This window comes from Paracoccus actinidiae, from assembly GCF_030863885.1.
In the GTDB taxonomy this organism is placed as follows: domain Bacteria; phylum Pseudomonadota; class Alphaproteobacteria; order Rhodobacterales; family Rhodobacteraceae; genus Paracoccus; species Paracoccus everestensis.
Map to the genome: position 1 here is coordinate 2488792 of NZ_CP132956.1, position 14754 is coordinate 2503545.

Consider the following 14754-nt stretch of genomic DNA (forward strand, 5'->3'; position numbering starts at 1 on the left):
CCGTCCATGGCACAATCGCGGCTTTTCGCGGCCCGTCGCACGGCATAGAAGAAGCCATGACCGATTATGACGCCCTGACCGCCCGAATCCGCGCCCTGACCCAGGGCGAAACCGACGAGGTCGCGCTGATGGCGACCCTTGCCTGCGAGATCCATCATTCCGACGACCGCTTCGACTGGACCGGCTTCTACCGGGTGGTCGCGCCCGAATTGCTGAAGATCGGCCCTTACCAGGGCGGCCATGGCTGTCTGGTGATTCCCTTCTCGCGCGGGGTCTGCGGGGCTGCGGCACGCACGGGGCAGGTGCAACTGGTGCCCGACGTGGATGCTTTTCCCGGCCATATCGCCTGCGCCAGTTCCACCCGGTCCGAGATCGTCCTGCCGGTCCATGGCAACGGCGGGCGGCTGATCGGCGTTCTGGATATCGACAGCGACCGGCCGGACGCCTTCACCGACGAGGATGCCACCCGACTGGCCGCCATTCTGGAGGAGGTTTTCGGTCATGTCTGACTTTACCGGGCGTTGCCTGTGCGGCGCGGTCACCTTTACGGGCCGCTGGGGCGGCGATCCCTTGCGGGCCTGCCATTGCAGCCAGTGCCGCCGCTGGTCGGGCCATGTCTGGGCCGCCGCCCAGGCCGTCGATCTGACGATCGGGGGCGAGGTCAAGTGGTTCCGATCCTCGGCCGAGGCCGAGCGCGGCTTTTGCCCCGACTGCGGCAGCAGCCTGTTCTGGCGCCGCCAGGGCCATGGCGGGATCGAGGTCGCGCCGGGCGCGGTGGACAATCCCACCGGCCTGCGGATGGCGGGGCATATCTATGTGGCCGACAAGGGCGATTATTATGACATCGCGGATGGCCTGCCGCAGGATCCGCAGGGATGATCTGGGACACGATCGCCGCCATTCCGCTGGCGCAACTGGCCACGTTCGTCGCGGGCGGGCTGATGCTGAACGTGGCGCCGGGTCAGGACGTGTTCTTCGCCAGTGCCTGCGGGATCCAGGGCGGTCCGCGCGCGGGGGCCTTGGCGGGCTTCGGGGTGGGCCTGGGCGTGCTGATGCACGTGACGCTGGCGACCGTGGGCCTGGGCGCGGTCGTCGCCGCCCATCCCGGGGCGCTGCTGGCGATCAAGTATGCGGGCGCGGCCTATCTGTTGTGGCTGGCCTGGAAAAGCTGGCGGGCGGGTCCGGCCGATCCTTCGGCGCGCGGCAGCGTGCGGCCCTGGAACATCATCCGGCGCGGTTTCCTGTCCAACGCCCTGAACCCCAAGCCGGTGCTGTTCCTGCTGGCCTTTCTGCCGCAGTTCACCAGCCCTGCCTGGGGTCCGATCTGGCAGCAGATCCTGGGCCTGGGGCTGATCTTCGCCTTTACCGGCACGCTGGTCACGATGGGCTATGGCATCGTGGCAGGCTATGCGGGTCATGTGATCGGTCAGCGCCTGGGCCTGATCAACAAGATCGCCGCCGTGATGTTCGCGGGCCTGGCGATCCGGCTGGTCGCGAAGTGACGGTCTTTACCTATGCCCCGCCCCCTGACGCGCCGCAGGTGATCCATGCCGATCACGAAATCCTGGTGGTCGCCAAGCCTGCGGGCCTTTTGTCCGTGCCGGGCCGGGGCGAGGGCAAGGACGACTGCCTGATCAACCGGCTGCGCTGTGCCTTTCCGACCGTGCTGCTGGTGCATCGCTTGGACCAGGATACGTCGGGGGTAATGGTCTTTGGCTTGACGCCCCACGCGCAGCGCACCTTGTCAAAGCAGTTCGAGGATCGCCGCGTCAAGAAAGTCTATGTCGCCCGCCTGGCCGGGCGACTGGAGCCGAAGACCGGCACCGTCGATCTGCCGCTGATCGTCGACTGGCCGAACCGTCCGCGCCAAAAGGTCGATCACGACACGGGGCGCCCGGCGCTGACCGAATGGCGGGTGATCCGCGCCAGCGATGCCGAAACCCGCGTCCGCCTGTTCCCGCTGACCGGACGCAGCCATCAGTTGCGCGTCCACATGGCGGAAACAGGCCATCCGATCCTGGGCGATCCTTTGTATGCGACGGGCGCTGCGGCGGATCACCCGCGCCTGATGCTGCACGCCGAAAGCCTGCGCCTGCGCCATCCCGACAGCGGCGCGCAGGTCAGCTTCAGCCAGCCCGCGCCGTTCTAGGCCCCGATCACCTGGCCCGCCACCTGTTCGGACCGCAGCATATCCTCCAGCGTCAGCGACTCGATCAGGATCAGATAGGACCAGAAAATCTCGGCGAAAACTTTGCGGATGCGGCAGGACGCCTCGTCGCGGCAATCCTCGCAGCGTTGATAGGCGCGGCGCGACAGGCAGGGCAGGGGGGCGATCGGTCCGTCGATCAGGCGCAGCAATTCGGAAATGGAAATGTCGCTGGGCCGCTTGATCAGCAGATAGCCGCCCGACCGGCCGCGAATGGAACTGACCATGCCCGCGTTCCTGATTTCCAGCAGGATCTGTTCCAGGAACCGCTTGGGGGTGTCTGACCGGCGGGCGATCTTTTCGATGGCCAGCGCCTCGGGGGCGGGCTGGGCGGCTTCGTCCCCCAGCACCAGCATCGCCTTGAGCGCGTATTTCATCTTCTGCGTGATCATGGCCCACCCTACGGCGATAAAACACCCTCATCAAGGTCGAGATTTGTCGCAGGTTATGCCGTTCCAGATATATACGACAAAGCCGGTGGACATTTGATGTTTTTCTGGCAGTCTGCACGAAAGACCTGCCGCCGAGGATACGCATGACCAGCCTGGACCTGATCGACCGCAAGATCGTCGCCGCCCTGATGGCCGATGCAACCCAGCCGATCGCGCAGATCGCCGATCAGGTGGGGCTGTCGCAAACCCCCTGCTGGAAGCGCATCCAGAAGCTGGAATCGACAGGCGTGCTGACGGGCCGCGTGGCCCTGGCCGATCCGGCAAAGCTGGGTCTTGGCCTGACCGTCTTCGTGGGGATCGAGGCCGCCGATCACGGCGCGGCCTGGCGCGACGCGTTCATGGCCGCCGTCAGGAAATTCCCCGAGATCATGGAAGCCTATCGCATGGCCGGGGAAATGGATTACCTGCTGCACGTTGCAGTGGCCGACATGGCTGCATACGACGATTTCTATCGTCGGCTGACCGATGCGGTTCCGATCAAGAACCTGACCTCGCATTTCGCAATGGAACGGCTGCGCCACAGCACCGCCTATCCGGTCAATACCCGCGACCGCTGAGGGAACGGCATTCCCTTTGGCAGGGGATCTTTGGGAACCAAATCACGACAGGGATTGTAGTGTTATAGGAACGGATGAAAGGAACCGCCCCATGTCCAAGACCCTGATCGTTCCCGGCCTTGACGGATCGCCCAGCCCCCATTGGCAGGACTGGTGGGCGCGCACCGATCCGAATGCCATGCTCATCGATCTGCCGGACCCCCGCCGTCCCATCCGCGAGGCCTGGGAGGCTGCCTTGGCCGTGATGATCCTGCGCCACCCCGGCAGCATCCTGATCGGCCATTCCTTGGGGTCGGTGCTGATCGCGCAGATGCTGGACCGCTGGTCGGGGCTGCGGGTGCGCGGCGCCGTTCTGGTGGCCCCGGCCGATCCGTTTGCGGGATTTGACGACTGCAGGCGCATCCGCCGCTTTGGCCCGCTGCCCGACAGGGCCTTGGACGTGCCCACGGTGCTGGTTGCCAGCCGCAACGATCCGTGGATGTCCTTTGACCGAAGCCGGGATCTGGCGGACGACCTGGGCGCGGACCTGATCGACCTGGGCCATGCGGGCCATGTCAACGTGGCCTCGGGCTTTGGTCCCTGGCCGGGGGGCAAGGTGATCCGGGACCGGCTGCTGGACCAGACCGCGCGTCCGTCGATGCTGCGCAGGTTGCTGGGCCAGGCCACGTCCCCGCGCCGGGCGCCCCCGGCGGGCGCATGATGCCCGCCCACAGTATCAGGCGCCGCAGCGATCCCTGCCCCCTTGTCCATTTCGGAGTGCCTTTTATGTTCGATATCCAGACCGAACTGCATTTGCGCCGCATCGGGCAGGACGCCTGCACCCCCGACACTGGACGCGGCATGGCCCGCGTGCTGCCGGTCCTTGCCACCCTGTCGGGCCTGGTCCTGCTGGCCGCAGCCCTGGGCTGACCGCCGGACTTCAGGCTTGGGCCAGATACCCGCGCAAGACCTGCAACTTGGCGGCGGCAACATCGACGATGCTGTCTGGCGACATCGCATCGTCATTGGCCCAGATGCGGAACGTGTCGGCCAGGGCGTGCGAGATCGCCTGGGCCAGCAGTTCGGCATCGGGACGGGAATCCTCGCCCAGGCGGGTGACGGCCAGGTCGGCGATCTGGTCGCCCAGGCGTTTCAGCGACCCGTAAAAGATCGGCAGCAATTCCGGCGCCCTGTCCAGCAGCCGGTCGATCAGCTGTGACGTTTCCCGGTTCAGGTCGCTGTTACACAACAGATGCCGCAGCGCCTGCAACAGATCGTTCAGCAGCGGGCCGGACGAATTGCGGAACCAGGCCACGGTCGCCTCGTCGAAGCTGGGCGCCGTGCCGATGATCGCGGCATTCTTGTTCAGATAATAGTTGAAGAAGGTCCGCTGGCTGATCCCCGCCTCGGCCGCGATCATTTCCGTGGTCACGTTGTCGTATCCCTGGCGCAGCGCCAGCGACAGCGCCGTCCGCTGGATTTCCCGCGCGGTCTGGATCCGCCTTCGGTCACGAAGCGTTGTTTTCACGACCATGCCAGTCTCCCAGATTCATTTCAAGCAAATATTGCACACTGTGCATGACCGTGCAACAAGGCCACCAAGCATTGCCGTTCTGGCGCCCTTTCAAGAGGAATCATCCGATGTCCCGAATCCGCCCAGTGGTATGCGTTTCCTTTCTTGCCTTGTGGTTTCTGTCCCTGCCGGCCCAGGCGCAACAGGATCAGACGCCCCCGACCCAAGTCGGCGTGGTCCAGGTGCAGCCCCAGCTGGTGCCGCGCATCCTGACGCTTCCCGGTCGCGCAGTGGCGCAATCCGAAGCGGCGATTCGCCCCAGGGTCGGCGGGCTGGTGACGGAAATCCTGTACAAGCCCAGCACCGCACTTGAAACGGGCGCGCCGATGTTCCGCATCGACCCGACCACCTACGAGGCAAACCTGAAAAGCGCCCAGGCCCAGGTAAGCTCTGCCCAGGCGGCGCTGACGCAGGCGCAGACCTCCTTTGGGCGGACCGAACAGTTGCTGGGATCGGGCACCACGCAGGCGCAGGTGGACGAATCGCGCGCCACCCTGGAACAGGCCGAGGCCGCGCTGCAAGCGGCCGAGGCCGCGCTGACCCTGGCGCAGGCCGAACTGGGCTGGACCACCGTGACCAGCCCCATCGACGGCATGGCCAGTGTGGCGGCGGTGTCTGTGGGCGATCTGGTCACGGCGGGCCAGGCCCAGGCGCTTGCCACCGTCACCAGCCTCGACCCGATCGAGGTGGATATGTACGAGCCCTCGGCCCGGATGCTGTCCTTGCGCGAGGACATCAGCGAAGGGAGGCTGCAACTGAACGAACGGCTGCAAGCCACCCTGACGCTGGAAACCGGCGAAACCTATGCGGCGACCGGGGAACTGGTCGCGCCGGGCTTTACCGTCTCGACCTCGACCGGGGCGGTGGACACGCGGTTCCGCTTCGACAACCCGCGCCGCCTGATCCTGCCGGGAATGTTCCTGCGCGGCCAGATCGACCTGGGCACGACCGAGGCTTTCCTGGTCACGCAGAACGCCGCAACGCGCGGCAAGACCGGCCAACTGACGGCTTGGGTCGTGCGCGACAACAAAGCCGTGCAGGTGAACCTGACCGATGACGGCAGCTATCGAAACCACTGGATCGTGACCGACGGGCTGGAACCCGGCGACCTGCTGGCGGTCGACAACCTGGCCGCGCTGAGCGAAGGCGCGGCGGTGACGGCCGTGCCGGTCACGCTGGACGAAAACGGCGTGGTCCGCGAACAGCCCGATCCCCCGGCCCCGGATGCCCCGGCCCAGCCCAAGGCGGCCGAAGCTGCCCCGGCAGAGTAACCGCGCATGGCCCGCTTTTTCATCCACCGCCCCGTCTTTGCCTGGGTTCTGGCCTTTGTGACCATGCTGGTCGGCGCCCTCGGCTTGCAATCCCTGGCGATCGAGCAATATCCCCAGATCGCCCCCACCACCGTCCGCATCAGCGCGAGCTATACCGGCGCATCCGCCGAGATCGTGGAAAATTCCGTCACCACCGTGATCGAGGACGGGATGACAGGGATCGACGGCCTGATCTACATGACCTCCAATTCGACGCCGGGATCTGCCTCGGTGTCGCTGACCTTTGACGACACGGTCGATCCCGACATCGCGCAGGTCCAGGTCCAGAACAAGCTGCAACTGGTCACCAGCCAACTGCCCGACATCGTGCAGAGCCAGGGCGTGAACGTGTCGCGCTCGACTTCGTCGATCCTGCTGGTGGGGGCGCTGACCAGCAGCGATGGCAGCCATTCGACGGTCGAACTGGGCGACCTAGTGTCCCAGATGATCGAGGATCCGGTCAAGCGGACGCCGGGCGTCGGATCGATCAACACCTTCGGGTCGGGCTATGCGATGCGCATCTGGCTGGATCCGATGAAGATGGCGCAATACCAGGTCACGCCCGCGGATGTGACCGCAGCCGTGTCCGAACAGAACAGCAATGTCACCGTAGGCGACCTGGGCGCCGAACCCAGCGCCGAAGGGCAGCGGCTGACCATGACCTTGTCGGCGCAGTCGCAGTTTTCATCCGTTCCCGAATTCGAGCGGATCCTGTTGCGGGTGGACCCGGATGGGTCGACCGTCTTCCTGGGGGATGTCGCCCGGATCGAGATCGGGCAGGAATCCTATGGCGGGGCTGCGCGGTACAACGGCAACCCGGCGGCGGGTTTCGGCGTGAACCTGGCGACGGGGGCGAATGCGGTCGATACCGCCCATGCTGTGCGCGCAGTCATCGACACCGTTGCCCCGTCCCTGCCAGCGGGGGTGCAGGTCGTCTATCCCTATGACACCGCGCCCTTTGTCGAAAAGTCGATCCACCAGGTCTACAAGACCTTGGCCGAGGCCGTGGTGCTGGTCTTCCTGGTGATCCTGGCCTTCCTGCAAAGCTGGCGCGCCACCATCATCCCGGTGGTCGCCATCCCGGTCGTACTTCTGGGCACCTTTGGCGTGCTGGCGGCGGCGGGCTTTTCCATCAACACCCTGACCATGTTCGCCTTGGTGCTGGCCATCGGCCTGCTGGTCGATGACGCCATCGTCGTGGTCGAAAACGTTGAGCGCGTGATGGAGGAGGAAGGCCTTGGCCCCGTCGAGGCCACGCAGAAAAGCATGGACGAGATCACCTCGGCCCTGGTCGGCATCGTGATGGTGCTGTCGGCGGTGTTCCTGCCCATGGCCTTCATGTCGGGGGCGACAGGGGTGATCTATCGCCAGTTCTCGCTGACGATCATCACCGCCATGGTGCTGTCGCTGGGCGTGGCCGTGATCCTGACGCCTGCCATGTGCGCCAGCCTGCTGCGCCCGCGCAAGCATGGCGACGGGATCGCACCCGCCCGCTGGTTCAACCGAAACCTTGACCGCGCCACCAACGGCTATGGCGCAGCGGTGTCGCGGCTGGTGCGCCGTCCGTTTCGGATGCTGGTGGTGCTGGTGGCGATCGGCTTCGGGGCCGGGGCGCTTTACGGCAAACTGCCCGGATCCTTTCTGCCGGACGAGGATCAGGGCGTGATGATGGTGATGATCCAGACGCCCGACGGATCCACCACCGCCGCAACCCAGGCCCTGGTCGAAAAGGTCGAGGAATACCTGCGCGTCCAAGAATCCGACACGGTCGAATCGACTTTTTCCGTCCTGGGCTTCAGCTTCGGCGGGTCGGGCCAGAACAACGCCATGCTGTTTGCCAAGCTGCGCGAATACGAGGATCGGCCGGGCCTGGACGTGGCATCCCTTGTGGCGCGCGCGAACGGGTATTTCTTCATGAATAACCGCGCGGGGCAGGCTTATTTCCTGCAACCGCCCTCGATCCCCGGCATGGGTGCGTCGTCCGGCTTTTCCATGTATCTGCTGGACCAGTCGGGCCAAGGCCAGGAAGCCCTGTCCGCCACCGCCGACCAGCTTGTCGCCACCGCGCAAGCAGATGGGCGCGTCACCAACCTGCGCGGGAACGAGGCGCCCTTCCAGACCTCCCTGCGCCTGGACATCGACCAGCAGAAGGCTGCGGCCTTTGGCCTGTCCATATCCGAGGTGAACGCGATGCTGTCCGTGATCTTTTCGGGCCGGGACGTGAACGATTTTGCGCTTGGCTCTGAGCTGCGCCCGGTGATCGTCCAGGGCGAGGCTTATGCCCGGTCCCAGCCCGAGGATATCGACCGCTGGTTCGCCCGTAATTCGGACGGCGACATGGTGAATTTCGGGGCCTTTTCCACCCAGGTCTGGGATCAGGAACCCCAGGCCCTGGCCCGCTATGGCGGCACCCGTGCCCTGGAACTGTCGGGCGCCTCGGCCCAAGGGCTGTCGTCCGGCGCGGGCATGGACGCGATGGAGGAGATGGTGGCCGGAATGGACGGCGGTTACGGGACCGCCTGGACGGGCCTCTCCTATCAGGAAAGGCTGTCGGGCAACCAGGCGCCGGTGCTGTTCGCGCTGTCTGCCCTGGTCGTGTTCCTGGCGCTTGCCGCGCTTTACGAAAGCTGGACGGTGCCGCTTGCGGTGATGATGACCGTGCCGGTGGGCATCCTGGGCGCCCTGGCTGCGGCCTTGTTCTTCGACCAGTCGAATGACGTCTATTTCAAGGTGGGCTTGCTGACGACCATCGGCCTTGCCGCGCGAAACGCCATCCTGATCGTGGAATTCGCGCAATCGCTGGTGGCGCAGGGCCGCCCCCTGCTGGAGGCCTCCATCGAGGCATCCAAGATGCGCCTGCGTCCGATCCTGATGACCACCTTTGCCTTTATGCTGGGCGTTCTGCCCCTGGCCATCGCCAGCGGCGCGGGGGCGGGGGCGCAGAACTCCATCGGGATCGGGGTTCTGGGCGGCATGGCGTCATCCGCCGTGATCGGGATCTTTCTGGTGCCGGTCTTCTATGTGGCCGTGCTGAAGGCGGTCGAGCTTGTGAAGAAAAGAAGGCGGAAGCCCGCATGAGTTTCCGAATGCACCGCCCCGCGCTGGCTGATTCCGTTTAGGACGCTGGGCCTGCGCAGCGGTCCGGCCAGATCCGAGTGCCTTGCCTGGTCCCGTGCCGGTGCCCGCCGCTCGGGCCGGTTTGGCGAAGGATGGTGCGTGTGAACACGCACCCTACGGGTGGCGATCGGCGCAGGGAAATGCACCGTAGGGTGCGTGCTTGCACGCACCTTTCGCCTGCCCGTCAGACGATCCGCGTCACCAGCGGCGTCAGCCCTTTGATCTCGACCGTCACGACCTGCCCGTGCGTGACCGCCCCCACCCCTGCCGGGGTGCCGGTGAAGATCAAATCGCCCGGCTCCAGCCGCACCGACTGCGACAGATGGGCGATGACATCGGCGACGGGCCAGATCATCTGCGACAAATCCGACTCCTGCCGGATGGCGCCATCGACCGTCAGCGCGATCCGCCCGCCGTTCAGCGCGCCTGTCTGGCTGGCGGGATGCAGCAGCCCGCAGGCTGCCGACAGATCGAAGCCCTTGGCCAGATCCCAGGGCCGCCCGGCGTTCTTCGCCGCCGCCTGCAAATCGCGACGGGTGAAGTCGTTGCCGGCGGCATAGCCCCAGATCAGCCCCTGCGCGTCGTCAGGTGCAATGTCCCCCCCGCCTGCGCCAAGCGCCACGACCAGTTCCGCCTCGAAATGAAGGTCGCCCGTCTGGGGCGGATAGGGCAGGTCGGCGTCCCCTGACAGCAGCGTGTCGGCTGGCTTGGAAAAGAAGAACGGGGGTTCGCGATCCGGGTCATGGCCCATCTCGCGCGCGTGGTCGGCATAGTTGCGGCCCACGCAATAGATCCGGCGCACCGGAAAGCGGCGGCTGTCGCCTGCCACGGGCAGGGACGGAATGGCTGTGGGCGGAATGACGAAATCGGACATGGGGCGCAGGCCTTCGCTGGTTCGGCGGGCAGAGTGTTGCCGCGCCCCGTCCCCGTCAAGGCCAGCTTCGCCCCAAGGATGCCGGTTCCAGCACCACCACTGTCGGCCTGTCCGGCAGCCCGCGCAGGGATGCCAGGTAATCGCTGCCCCCCGGTCGCTGGATGGCGAACTGGCCCGACATGCCGGTCAGGAAAGTTTCCAGCCGTGCGGGGCCGAACCAGTGCATCGGGATCACCACGGAACTGTTCAGGCGGCTGACGACGCGCATCATCGCCGCCTGCTCCATCGTATAGCTGCCGTCCACCGGCACCAACAGGACATCGACGCGGCCAAGGCGGGCGTAATCCTCGTCGGTGGGTTCGTGATGCAGGTGGCCCAGATGCGCGATGCACAGCCCGCCCGCCTCGAAGACGAAGATCGAATTGCCGCCTTCCTCGACCGTGCCAAAGGACCGGATGTCGGTCGGCACGTTGCGGATCAGCGTGTCGCCCAGCGTCAGGTAGTGATCGGCAGCGATGCCGAACTGGTCCGACCAGCCGCGCAGCACGTGTTCGATCCCGTCGATCTGGTCTGTCCAGTGGCTGGAATGGGCGCGGTTCATCGTCACCACGTCCGGCACTGGCGCGTCGGGATGTAGGTTGCCGTTGAAGTCGGTGACGATGTCCAAGCCCCCCGGCGTCTGGATCAGGAACATCGCATGTCCCAGGTATGACAGCCTGACCGACCGATCCGGCACCGGATCGGACCAGGCTGCCTGCTGGACATGCTCGGGTCCGTTGGCAATCGCGATGCAATGGCTGGGCCTGCGTTCCTGACCCTGCGCGGCCAGCGGCAGAACGGCGATCACGGCAGCGGCAAGGGCAAGGCGCATGGTCGTCCCCTGGAAAGATCGCGAAAAGCGTAACGCGGAACGTCCGCGTGCCCCGTCACAAGCGCGTGACAGGCGCCGGGTCGGGGCTTATCCATGACGGCAAGATCGGCAGGATCGCCGGCAAAAAGGAGTGTCCCCATGTTCATCGCCATGAACCGCTTTACCGTCCCCGTCGAGAATGCCGAAGAATTCGAGGCGCTGTGGCTGTCGCGCGACAGCAAGCTGGACAGCCTGCCGGGCTTTGTCGAATTCCATATGCTGAAAGGCCCCGAGGAGAACGGGCGGCGGCTTTATGCCTCGCACACGGTCTGGGAGAGTGAGGAACATTTCATCGGCTGGACCCGCAGCCAGCAGTTCCGCGACGCCCATGCCCGGGCGGGCGAGACGAAAAAGCTGTATGAAGGCGGTCCCCGCTTCGAAGGCTTCACCGCGATCCAGCATATCGGCCGGGCTGGCTGACCGCATAAAAGGGGAGGGGACATGACCAACACCATCTTTGACCAGGGCCTCGACGCCTGCGCGGCCAATTTCACCGCTCTGACGCCCTTGGATTTCCTGGCCCGCACCGCGGCGATCCATCCCGACCGGCTGGCCCTGGTCCATGGCCCGGTCCGGCGGACCTGGGGTCAGATCCATGACCGCTGCCGCCGCCTGGCCTCTGCGCTGGCGGCGCGCGGGATCGGGCGGGGCGACACGGTGGCAGTGATCGCCCCCAACATCCCCGAGCTTTACGAGGCCCATTTCGGCGTCCCCATGCTGGGGGCGGTGCTGAACGCGATCAACACGCGGCTGGACGCGGAAACCGTCCGCTTCATCCTGCAGCACGGTGAGGCCAAGGCCCTGCTGGTGGACAGCGAATTCGCCCCTCTTGCGCGCGAGGCGCTGAAGGGCTGCGACAACAAGCTGGTCGTGGACATCCTGGATCCCACGATCACCCATGGCGATCCCATGGGCCACCTGAATTACGAGGCCCTGCTGGCCGAGGGCGATCCCGGCTTCGACTGGCAGCCGCCTGCCGATGAATGGGATGCGATCGCGCTGAACTATACTTCGGGGACGACCGGCAATCCCAAGGGCGTCGTCTATCACCACCGGGGGGCGGCGCTGAACGCGATTTCTCAGCTGCAGGACTGGGGGATGCCCGCGCATTCGGTCTATCTGTGGACGCTGCCGATGTTTCACTGCAACGGCTGGTGCTTTCCCTGGGCGATGGCCGCGAATGCCGGAACCTCGGTCTGCCTGCGCGCCGTCCGGGCAGAACCGATCTTCGACCTGATCGCAGGCGAGGGCGTCACGCATTTCTGCGGCGCGCCCATCGTTTTGAACATGCTGGCCCAGAACGCGCATCTGAAGCGCTTTGATCATCCCGTGAAGGTGATGACCGCCGGTGCCTCGCCCCCCGCCGCCGTGATCCAGGCGATGGAGGATATGGGCGTCGAGGTGACCCATGTCTATGGCCTGACGGAGGTTTATGGCCCCTCGGTCGTCTGCGTCTGGAAGCCGGAATGGAACGACCTGCCGCCGGATCGGCGGGCGCGGCTGAAGGCGCGGCAGGGGGTGCGCAATGCGGCGCTTGGCGGGCTGATGGTGGCCGATCCCGAGACACTGGCCCCCGTTCCCCATGACGGCCAGACGCTGGGCGAGATCTTCATGCGCGGCAACAACGTGATGCGCGGATACCTGAAGAACCCCGAGGCGACCGCCAAGGCCTTTCGCGGCGGCTGGTTTGCCACCGGCGATCTGGGCGTGATGCATCCCGACGGTTATGTCGAGATCAAGGACCGCAGCAAGGACATCATCATCTCGGGGGGGGAAAACATCTCGTCGGTGGAAATCGAGGACGTGTTGTACCGCCACCCGGCGGTGAACGAGGCCGCGGTGGTCGCGCGCCCCGATGCCAAATGGGGCGAAACCCCTTGCGCCTTCGTGGACCTGCGCCCCGGCAAGGATGCGTCGGAAGCCGATATCATCGCCTTCTGCCGCGACCACATGGCCCATTACAAGGCGCCGAAGTCGGTGGTGTTCGGGCCGCTGCCCAAGACCTCGACCGGCAAGATCCAGAAGTTCGTGCTGCGCGATCAGGCCCGCAGCCTGTCTGGCTGAGGGGCGGGCAGGACCGCCCCTGCAAAGCCGTCATCGGCGATGTCGCGGCACAGGCCGGACCATTCGCAGCCCGTGCAGGCGGTGCGGATCGCACCGCCCGCGAAGGCCCGGCGCATCCGGTCCAGCGTGGCAGGGTCCAGCACCAGCCGCTGCCCGGCCGATAGCGGGTGGCCCACAAAAGCACCCACATCGCGGGCAGCCTGCGCGTCACGCCGCGCCACGCTGCCGCCCCGGCAATGGCAGCCGGGATCGTCCAGCATCGGCGCGCAGACATCGTCGGGGCCGTCCACCAGCACCACCGCCTCGCCCGCCGCGATGCGGGTGGCAATGGTGGTGAACCCCGCCGTGAAGGCGGGGCTGTAGCCCTTGCCCGCCCAAGTCAGCAGGCAGAGCAGGTGATGCGCGCGAAGGCGGACCGTCATGCGCGGCGCGCACGGCCCAACTGGCGCAGCGCAAGCGCGCCCACGGCGGATTTCAGCGCCCCGCCGATCAGGAACGGCAGCACGCCATGGGTGATCGCCGCGTCCCAGCCGATGCCGCGCGACAGCCAGGCCGCGCCCAAGGCCAGGCAGATCAGGTTGCCCGCCAGCATCGACAGGAAGGCCAGCGCGGCCCGGTCGCCGTTCCAGCCGCGTTCCGCCAGCCAGCCAATCTGCGCGGCCATCACCGCGAAGGCCACAAGATAGCCGCCGGTCGGTCCCGCGAAATGGGCAAGACCCCCCGCGCCGCCCGCCAGAACCGGCAGGCCCAGGGCCGCCTGTCCCAGCCAAGCCAGCACCGTCAGCGTGCCCAGCCGCCAGCCATACAGCGCGCCGATCATCGCCACGGTAAAGGTCTGCATGGTAATCGGCACCGGCACCATCGGCACCTCGATGCGCGACGAGATGGCCAGCAGGACCGTGCCAATAGCCATGGCAAGCAGGCGGACGGGCAGGGACCGGGTGTGAAGATCCACGGGGCTGAAAAAGTTCAAGGCTGACATGATCGTCCCTCTGTCTATTTTATAGATAATTATGGAATAGTCGTGATCAGATAATCCATGAATTATCTATTCCATCAAGAGGGGCGTTCAGCGTCGTGTCCAGGGCCGCTGGCCGCTGAATTGCAGATGCCGTGCCAGCACGGCGCAGGCGCGGTCCAAGTCGCCCGACCGCAGGGCGTGCAGGATGGCGCGGTGGTCGCGATCAGTCGGCGCCTCCCATTCCGCGCGCCATCCGGAAAACAGGAACCGCGCGCTTGCACTGTGCAGATCGGCGATGGATTTCAGCAGGCGCGGCATCCCGCAGGGACCCAGGATCAGCCGGTGAAACTGGCGATTGGCCTCTTCCCAGGCCTGGATATCGCCCGCATGATCGCCCGCCCGCGTGGCCTCCTCGGCCCGGTCCAGGATCGCGGGAGTCAGGTGGGGCGCGGCATGGCGCAAGGCCAGAACCTCGAGGGCTGCGCGCATCTCGGCCACTTCGCGCACCTCGGCGGGGGAAAAGCCCGCGACGCGAAAGCCGCGCCGGGGCTCGCTGACGGCAAGGCCCCGGCTTTCCAGGTGACGGAACGCCTCTCGCACGGGAACATGGCTGGCGCCGAACTCGGCGGCGATGTGATCCTGGCGCAGGCGTTCCCCCGGCGCGATCTGGCCGGATATGATGCGGTCAGCCAGTTCCTGACTGATGCGATGGGCAAGGGGTTCCTGTGTCATGGATTATAGATAATCCGGT

At 66.1% G+C, this 14754-nt stretch carries 18 protein-coding genes; 11 read left to right on the forward strand and 7 right to left on the reverse strand.

What is annotated here, in order from left to right; all coding sequences use genetic code 11:
• Nucleotides 1-56: 56 nt before the first annotated feature.
• From msrC to Q5701_RS12385, 4 genes are read left to right on the forward strand one after another with little or no spacing between them, the layout of a single operon-like run.
• The gene (msrC, locus tag Q5701_RS12370; RefSeq protein WP_306751298.1) at nt 57-509 is read left to right on the forward strand and encodes a free L-methionine (R)-S-oxide reductase MsrC; all 453 of its coding nucleotides are present in this window, start codon (nt 57-59) and stop codon (nt 507-509) included.
• Nucleotides 502-879, forward strand: coding sequence for a GFA family protein (locus Q5701_RS12375; RefSeq protein ID WP_306751299.1), 378 nt, complete (start codon nt 502-504; stop codon nt 877-879). Before msrC ends, Q5701_RS12375 begins: the two co-directional genes overlap by 8 nt.
• Nucleotides 876-1502 (forward strand): LysE family translocator, encoded by a 627-nt coding sequence (locus tag Q5701_RS12380; protein ID WP_306751300.1) that lies wholly within the window; start codon nt 876-878, stop codon nt 1500-1502. Before Q5701_RS12375 ends, Q5701_RS12380 begins: the two co-directional genes overlap by 4 nt.
• Entirely contained in the window at nt 1499-2149 is a 651-nt protein-coding gene (locus tag Q5701_RS12385) for a pseudouridine synthase (protein WP_306751301.1), read from the forward strand. Before Q5701_RS12380 ends, Q5701_RS12385 begins: the two co-directional genes overlap by 4 nt.
• Here the strand turns inward: Q5701_RS12385 and Q5701_RS12390 are convergent.
• Nucleotides 2146-2598 (reverse strand): RrF2 family transcriptional regulator, encoded by a 453-nt coding sequence (locus tag Q5701_RS12390; RefSeq protein ID WP_306751302.1) that lies wholly within the window; start codon nt 2596-2598, stop codon nt 2146-2148. The genes Q5701_RS12385 and Q5701_RS12390 overlap by 4 nt on opposite strands.
• Nucleotides 2599-2741: 143 nt before the next feature.
• On the opposite strand from Q5701_RS12390, the gene Q5701_RS12395 reads away from it, so the two are divergent.
• The 3 genes from Q5701_RS12395 to Q5701_RS12405 all read left to right on the forward strand — a co-directional run bounded on the left by Q5701_RS12395 (nt 2742) and on the right by Q5701_RS12405 (nt 4124).
• Nucleotides 2742-3215 carry an Lrp/AsnC family transcriptional regulator gene (locus Q5701_RS12395; RefSeq protein WP_306751303.1) on the forward strand — a complete coding sequence of 158 codons (474 nt, stop codon included), beginning with the start codon at nt 2742-2744 and terminating at the stop codon, nt 3213-3215.
• 91 nt (nt 3216-3306) lie between these two features.
• The gene (locus Q5701_RS12400) at nt 3307-3915 is read left to right on the forward strand and encodes an RBBP9/YdeN family alpha/beta hydrolase (RefSeq protein WP_306751304.1); all 609 of its coding nucleotides are present in this window, start codon (nt 3307-3309) and stop codon (nt 3913-3915) included.
• A gap of 65 nt (nt 3916-3980) precedes the next feature.
• Nucleotides 3981-4124: a hypothetical protein gene (locus tag Q5701_RS12405; protein ID WP_306751306.1), complete on the forward strand. Its 144-nt coding sequence runs from the start codon at nt 3981-3983 to the stop codon at nt 4122-4124.
• Nucleotides 4125-4134: 10 nt separating this feature from the next.
• Here the strand turns inward: Q5701_RS12405 and Q5701_RS12410 are convergent, their stop codons facing one another.
• A complete protein-coding gene (locus Q5701_RS12410) occupies nt 4135-4728 on the reverse strand; it encodes a TetR/AcrR family transcriptional regulator (protein WP_306751307.1) in 594 nt (197 codons plus the stop codon).
• 107 nt (nt 4729-4835) lie between these two features.
• Here Q5701_RS12410 and Q5701_RS12415 point away from each other — a divergent pair, with 107 nt between their 5' ends.
• Both Q5701_RS12415 and Q5701_RS12420 read left to right on the forward strand, forming a co-directional pair.
• Entirely contained in the window at nt 4836-6038 is a 1203-nt protein-coding gene (locus Q5701_RS12415; RefSeq protein WP_306751308.1) for an efflux RND transporter periplasmic adaptor subunit, read from the forward strand.
• A gap of 6 nt (nt 6039-6044) precedes the next feature.
• Nucleotides 6045-9155 carry an efflux RND transporter permease subunit gene (locus Q5701_RS12420; protein WP_306751309.1) on the forward strand — a complete coding sequence of 1037 codons (3111 nt, stop codon included), beginning with the start codon at nt 6045-6047 and terminating at the stop codon, nt 9153-9155.
• Between the two features lie 223 nt (nt 9156-9378).
• Here Q5701_RS12420 and Q5701_RS12425 read toward each other — a convergent pair whose 3' ends face one another.
• The gene (locus tag Q5701_RS12425) at nt 9379-10068 is read right to left on the reverse strand and encodes a fumarylacetoacetate hydrolase family protein (protein ID WP_306751310.1); all 690 of its coding nucleotides are present in this window, start codon (nt 10066-10068) and stop codon (nt 9379-9381) included.
• 55 nt (nt 10069-10123) lie between these two features.
• Nucleotides 10124-10939: an MBL fold metallo-hydrolase gene (locus tag Q5701_RS12430; RefSeq protein WP_306751312.1), complete on the reverse strand. Its 816-nt coding sequence runs from the start codon at nt 10937-10939 to the stop codon at nt 10124-10126.
• 138 nt (nt 10940-11077) lie between these two features.
• Between Q5701_RS12430 and hmuQ the strand changes: the two genes are divergently transcribed.
• Nucleotides 11078-11398 carry a heme-degrading protein HmuQ gene (gene hmuQ / locus Q5701_RS12435; protein WP_306751313.1) on the forward strand — a complete coding sequence of 107 codons (321 nt, stop codon included), beginning with the start codon at nt 11078-11080 and terminating at the stop codon, nt 11396-11398.
• Between the two features lie 21 nt (nt 11399-11419).
• A complete protein-coding gene (locus Q5701_RS12440) occupies nt 11420-13042 on the forward strand; it encodes an acyl-CoA synthetase (protein ID WP_306751315.1) in 1623 nt (540 codons plus the stop codon).
• On the opposite strand, the gene Q5701_RS12445 is transcribed toward Q5701_RS12440, so the two are convergent.
• The 3 genes from Q5701_RS12445 to Q5701_RS12455 form a co-directional block, all read right to left on the reverse strand.
• Nucleotides 13018-13464, reverse strand: coding sequence for a DUF1284 domain-containing protein (locus tag Q5701_RS12445; protein ID WP_306751316.1), 447 nt, complete (start codon nt 13462-13464; stop codon nt 13018-13020). The two genes, Q5701_RS12440 and Q5701_RS12445, sit on opposite strands and share 25 nt — an antisense overlap.
• Nucleotides 13461-14024, reverse strand: a complete 564-nt coding sequence (locus Q5701_RS12450; protein ID WP_306751317.1) for a biotin transporter BioY — start codon at nt 14022-14024, stop codon at nt 13461-13463. Before Q5701_RS12450 ends, Q5701_RS12445 begins: the two co-directional genes overlap by 4 nt.
• A gap of 87 nt (nt 14025-14111) precedes the next feature.
• On the reverse strand, nt 14112-14735 hold the full coding sequence (locus Q5701_RS12455; RefSeq protein WP_306751318.1) for a GntR family transcriptional regulator: 624 nt from the start codon (nt 14733-14735) through the stop codon (nt 14112-14114).
• Between the last annotated feature and the right edge of the window lie 19 nt (nt 14736-14754).

Excerpts from the sequence above, each read along its gene's own strand:
- Q5701_RS12430 (WP_306751312.1), bottom strand. The coding sequence starts at position 10,939 with ATGCGCCTTGCCCTTGCCGCTGCCGTGATCGCCGTTCTGCCGCTGGCC.
- Q5701_RS12405 (WP_306751306.1), top strand. The coding sequence starts at position 3,981 with ATGTTCGATATCCAGACCGAACTGCATTTGCGCCGCATCGGGCAGGAC.
- msrC (WP_306751298.1), top strand. The coding sequence starts at position 57 with ATGACCGATTATGACGCCCTGACCGCCCGAATCCGCGCCCTGACCCAG.
- Q5701_RS12420 (WP_306751309.1), top strand. The coding sequence starts at position 6,045 with ATGGCCCGCTTTTTCATCCACCGCCCCGTCTTTGCCTGGGTTCTGGCC.
- Q5701_RS12415 (WP_306751308.1), top strand. The coding sequence starts at position 4,836 with ATGTCCCGAATCCGCCCAGTGGTATGCGTTTCCTTTCTTGCCTTGTGG.
- Q5701_RS12425 (WP_306751310.1), bottom strand. The coding sequence starts at position 10,068 with ATGTCCGATTTCGTCATTCCGCCCACAGCCATTCCGTCCCTGCCCGTG.
- hmuQ (WP_306751313.1), top strand. The coding sequence starts at position 11,078 with ATGTTCATCGCCATGAACCGCTTTACCGTCCCCGTCGAGAATGCCGAA.
- Q5701_RS12445 (WP_306751316.1), bottom strand. The coding sequence starts at position 13,464 with ATGACGGTCCGCCTTCGCGCGCATCACCTGCTCTGCCTGCTGACTTGG.
- Q5701_RS12395 (WP_306751303.1), top strand. The coding sequence starts at position 2,742 with ATGACCAGCCTGGACCTGATCGACCGCAAGATCGTCGCCGCCCTGATG.
- Q5701_RS12450 (WP_306751317.1), bottom strand. The coding sequence starts at position 14,024 with ATGTCAGCCTTGAACTTTTTCAGCCCCGTGGATCTTCACACCCGGTCC.
- Q5701_RS12400 (WP_306751304.1), top strand. The coding sequence starts at position 3,307 with ATGTCCAAGACCCTGATCGTTCCCGGCCTTGACGGATCGCCCAGCCCC.
- Q5701_RS12380 (WP_306751300.1), top strand. The coding sequence starts at position 876 with ATGATCTGGGACACGATCGCCGCCATTCCGCTGGCGCAACTGGCCACG.
- Q5701_RS12455 (WP_306751318.1), bottom strand. The coding sequence starts at position 14,735 with ATGACACAGGAACCCCTTGCCCATCGCATCAGTCAGGAACTGGCTGAC.
- Q5701_RS12390 (WP_306751302.1), bottom strand. The coding sequence starts at position 2,598 with ATGATCACGCAGAAGATGAAATACGCGCTCAAGGCGATGCTGGTGCTG.
- Q5701_RS12375 (WP_306751299.1), top strand. The coding sequence starts at position 502 with ATGTCTGACTTTACCGGGCGTTGCCTGTGCGGCGCGGTCACCTTTACG.
- Q5701_RS12440 (WP_306751315.1), top strand. The coding sequence starts at position 11,420 with ATGACCAACACCATCTTTGACCAGGGCCTCGACGCCTGCGCGGCCAAT.
- Q5701_RS12410 (WP_306751307.1), bottom strand. The coding sequence starts at position 4,728 with ATGGTCGTGAAAACAACGCTTCGTGACCGAAGGCGGATCCAGACCGCG.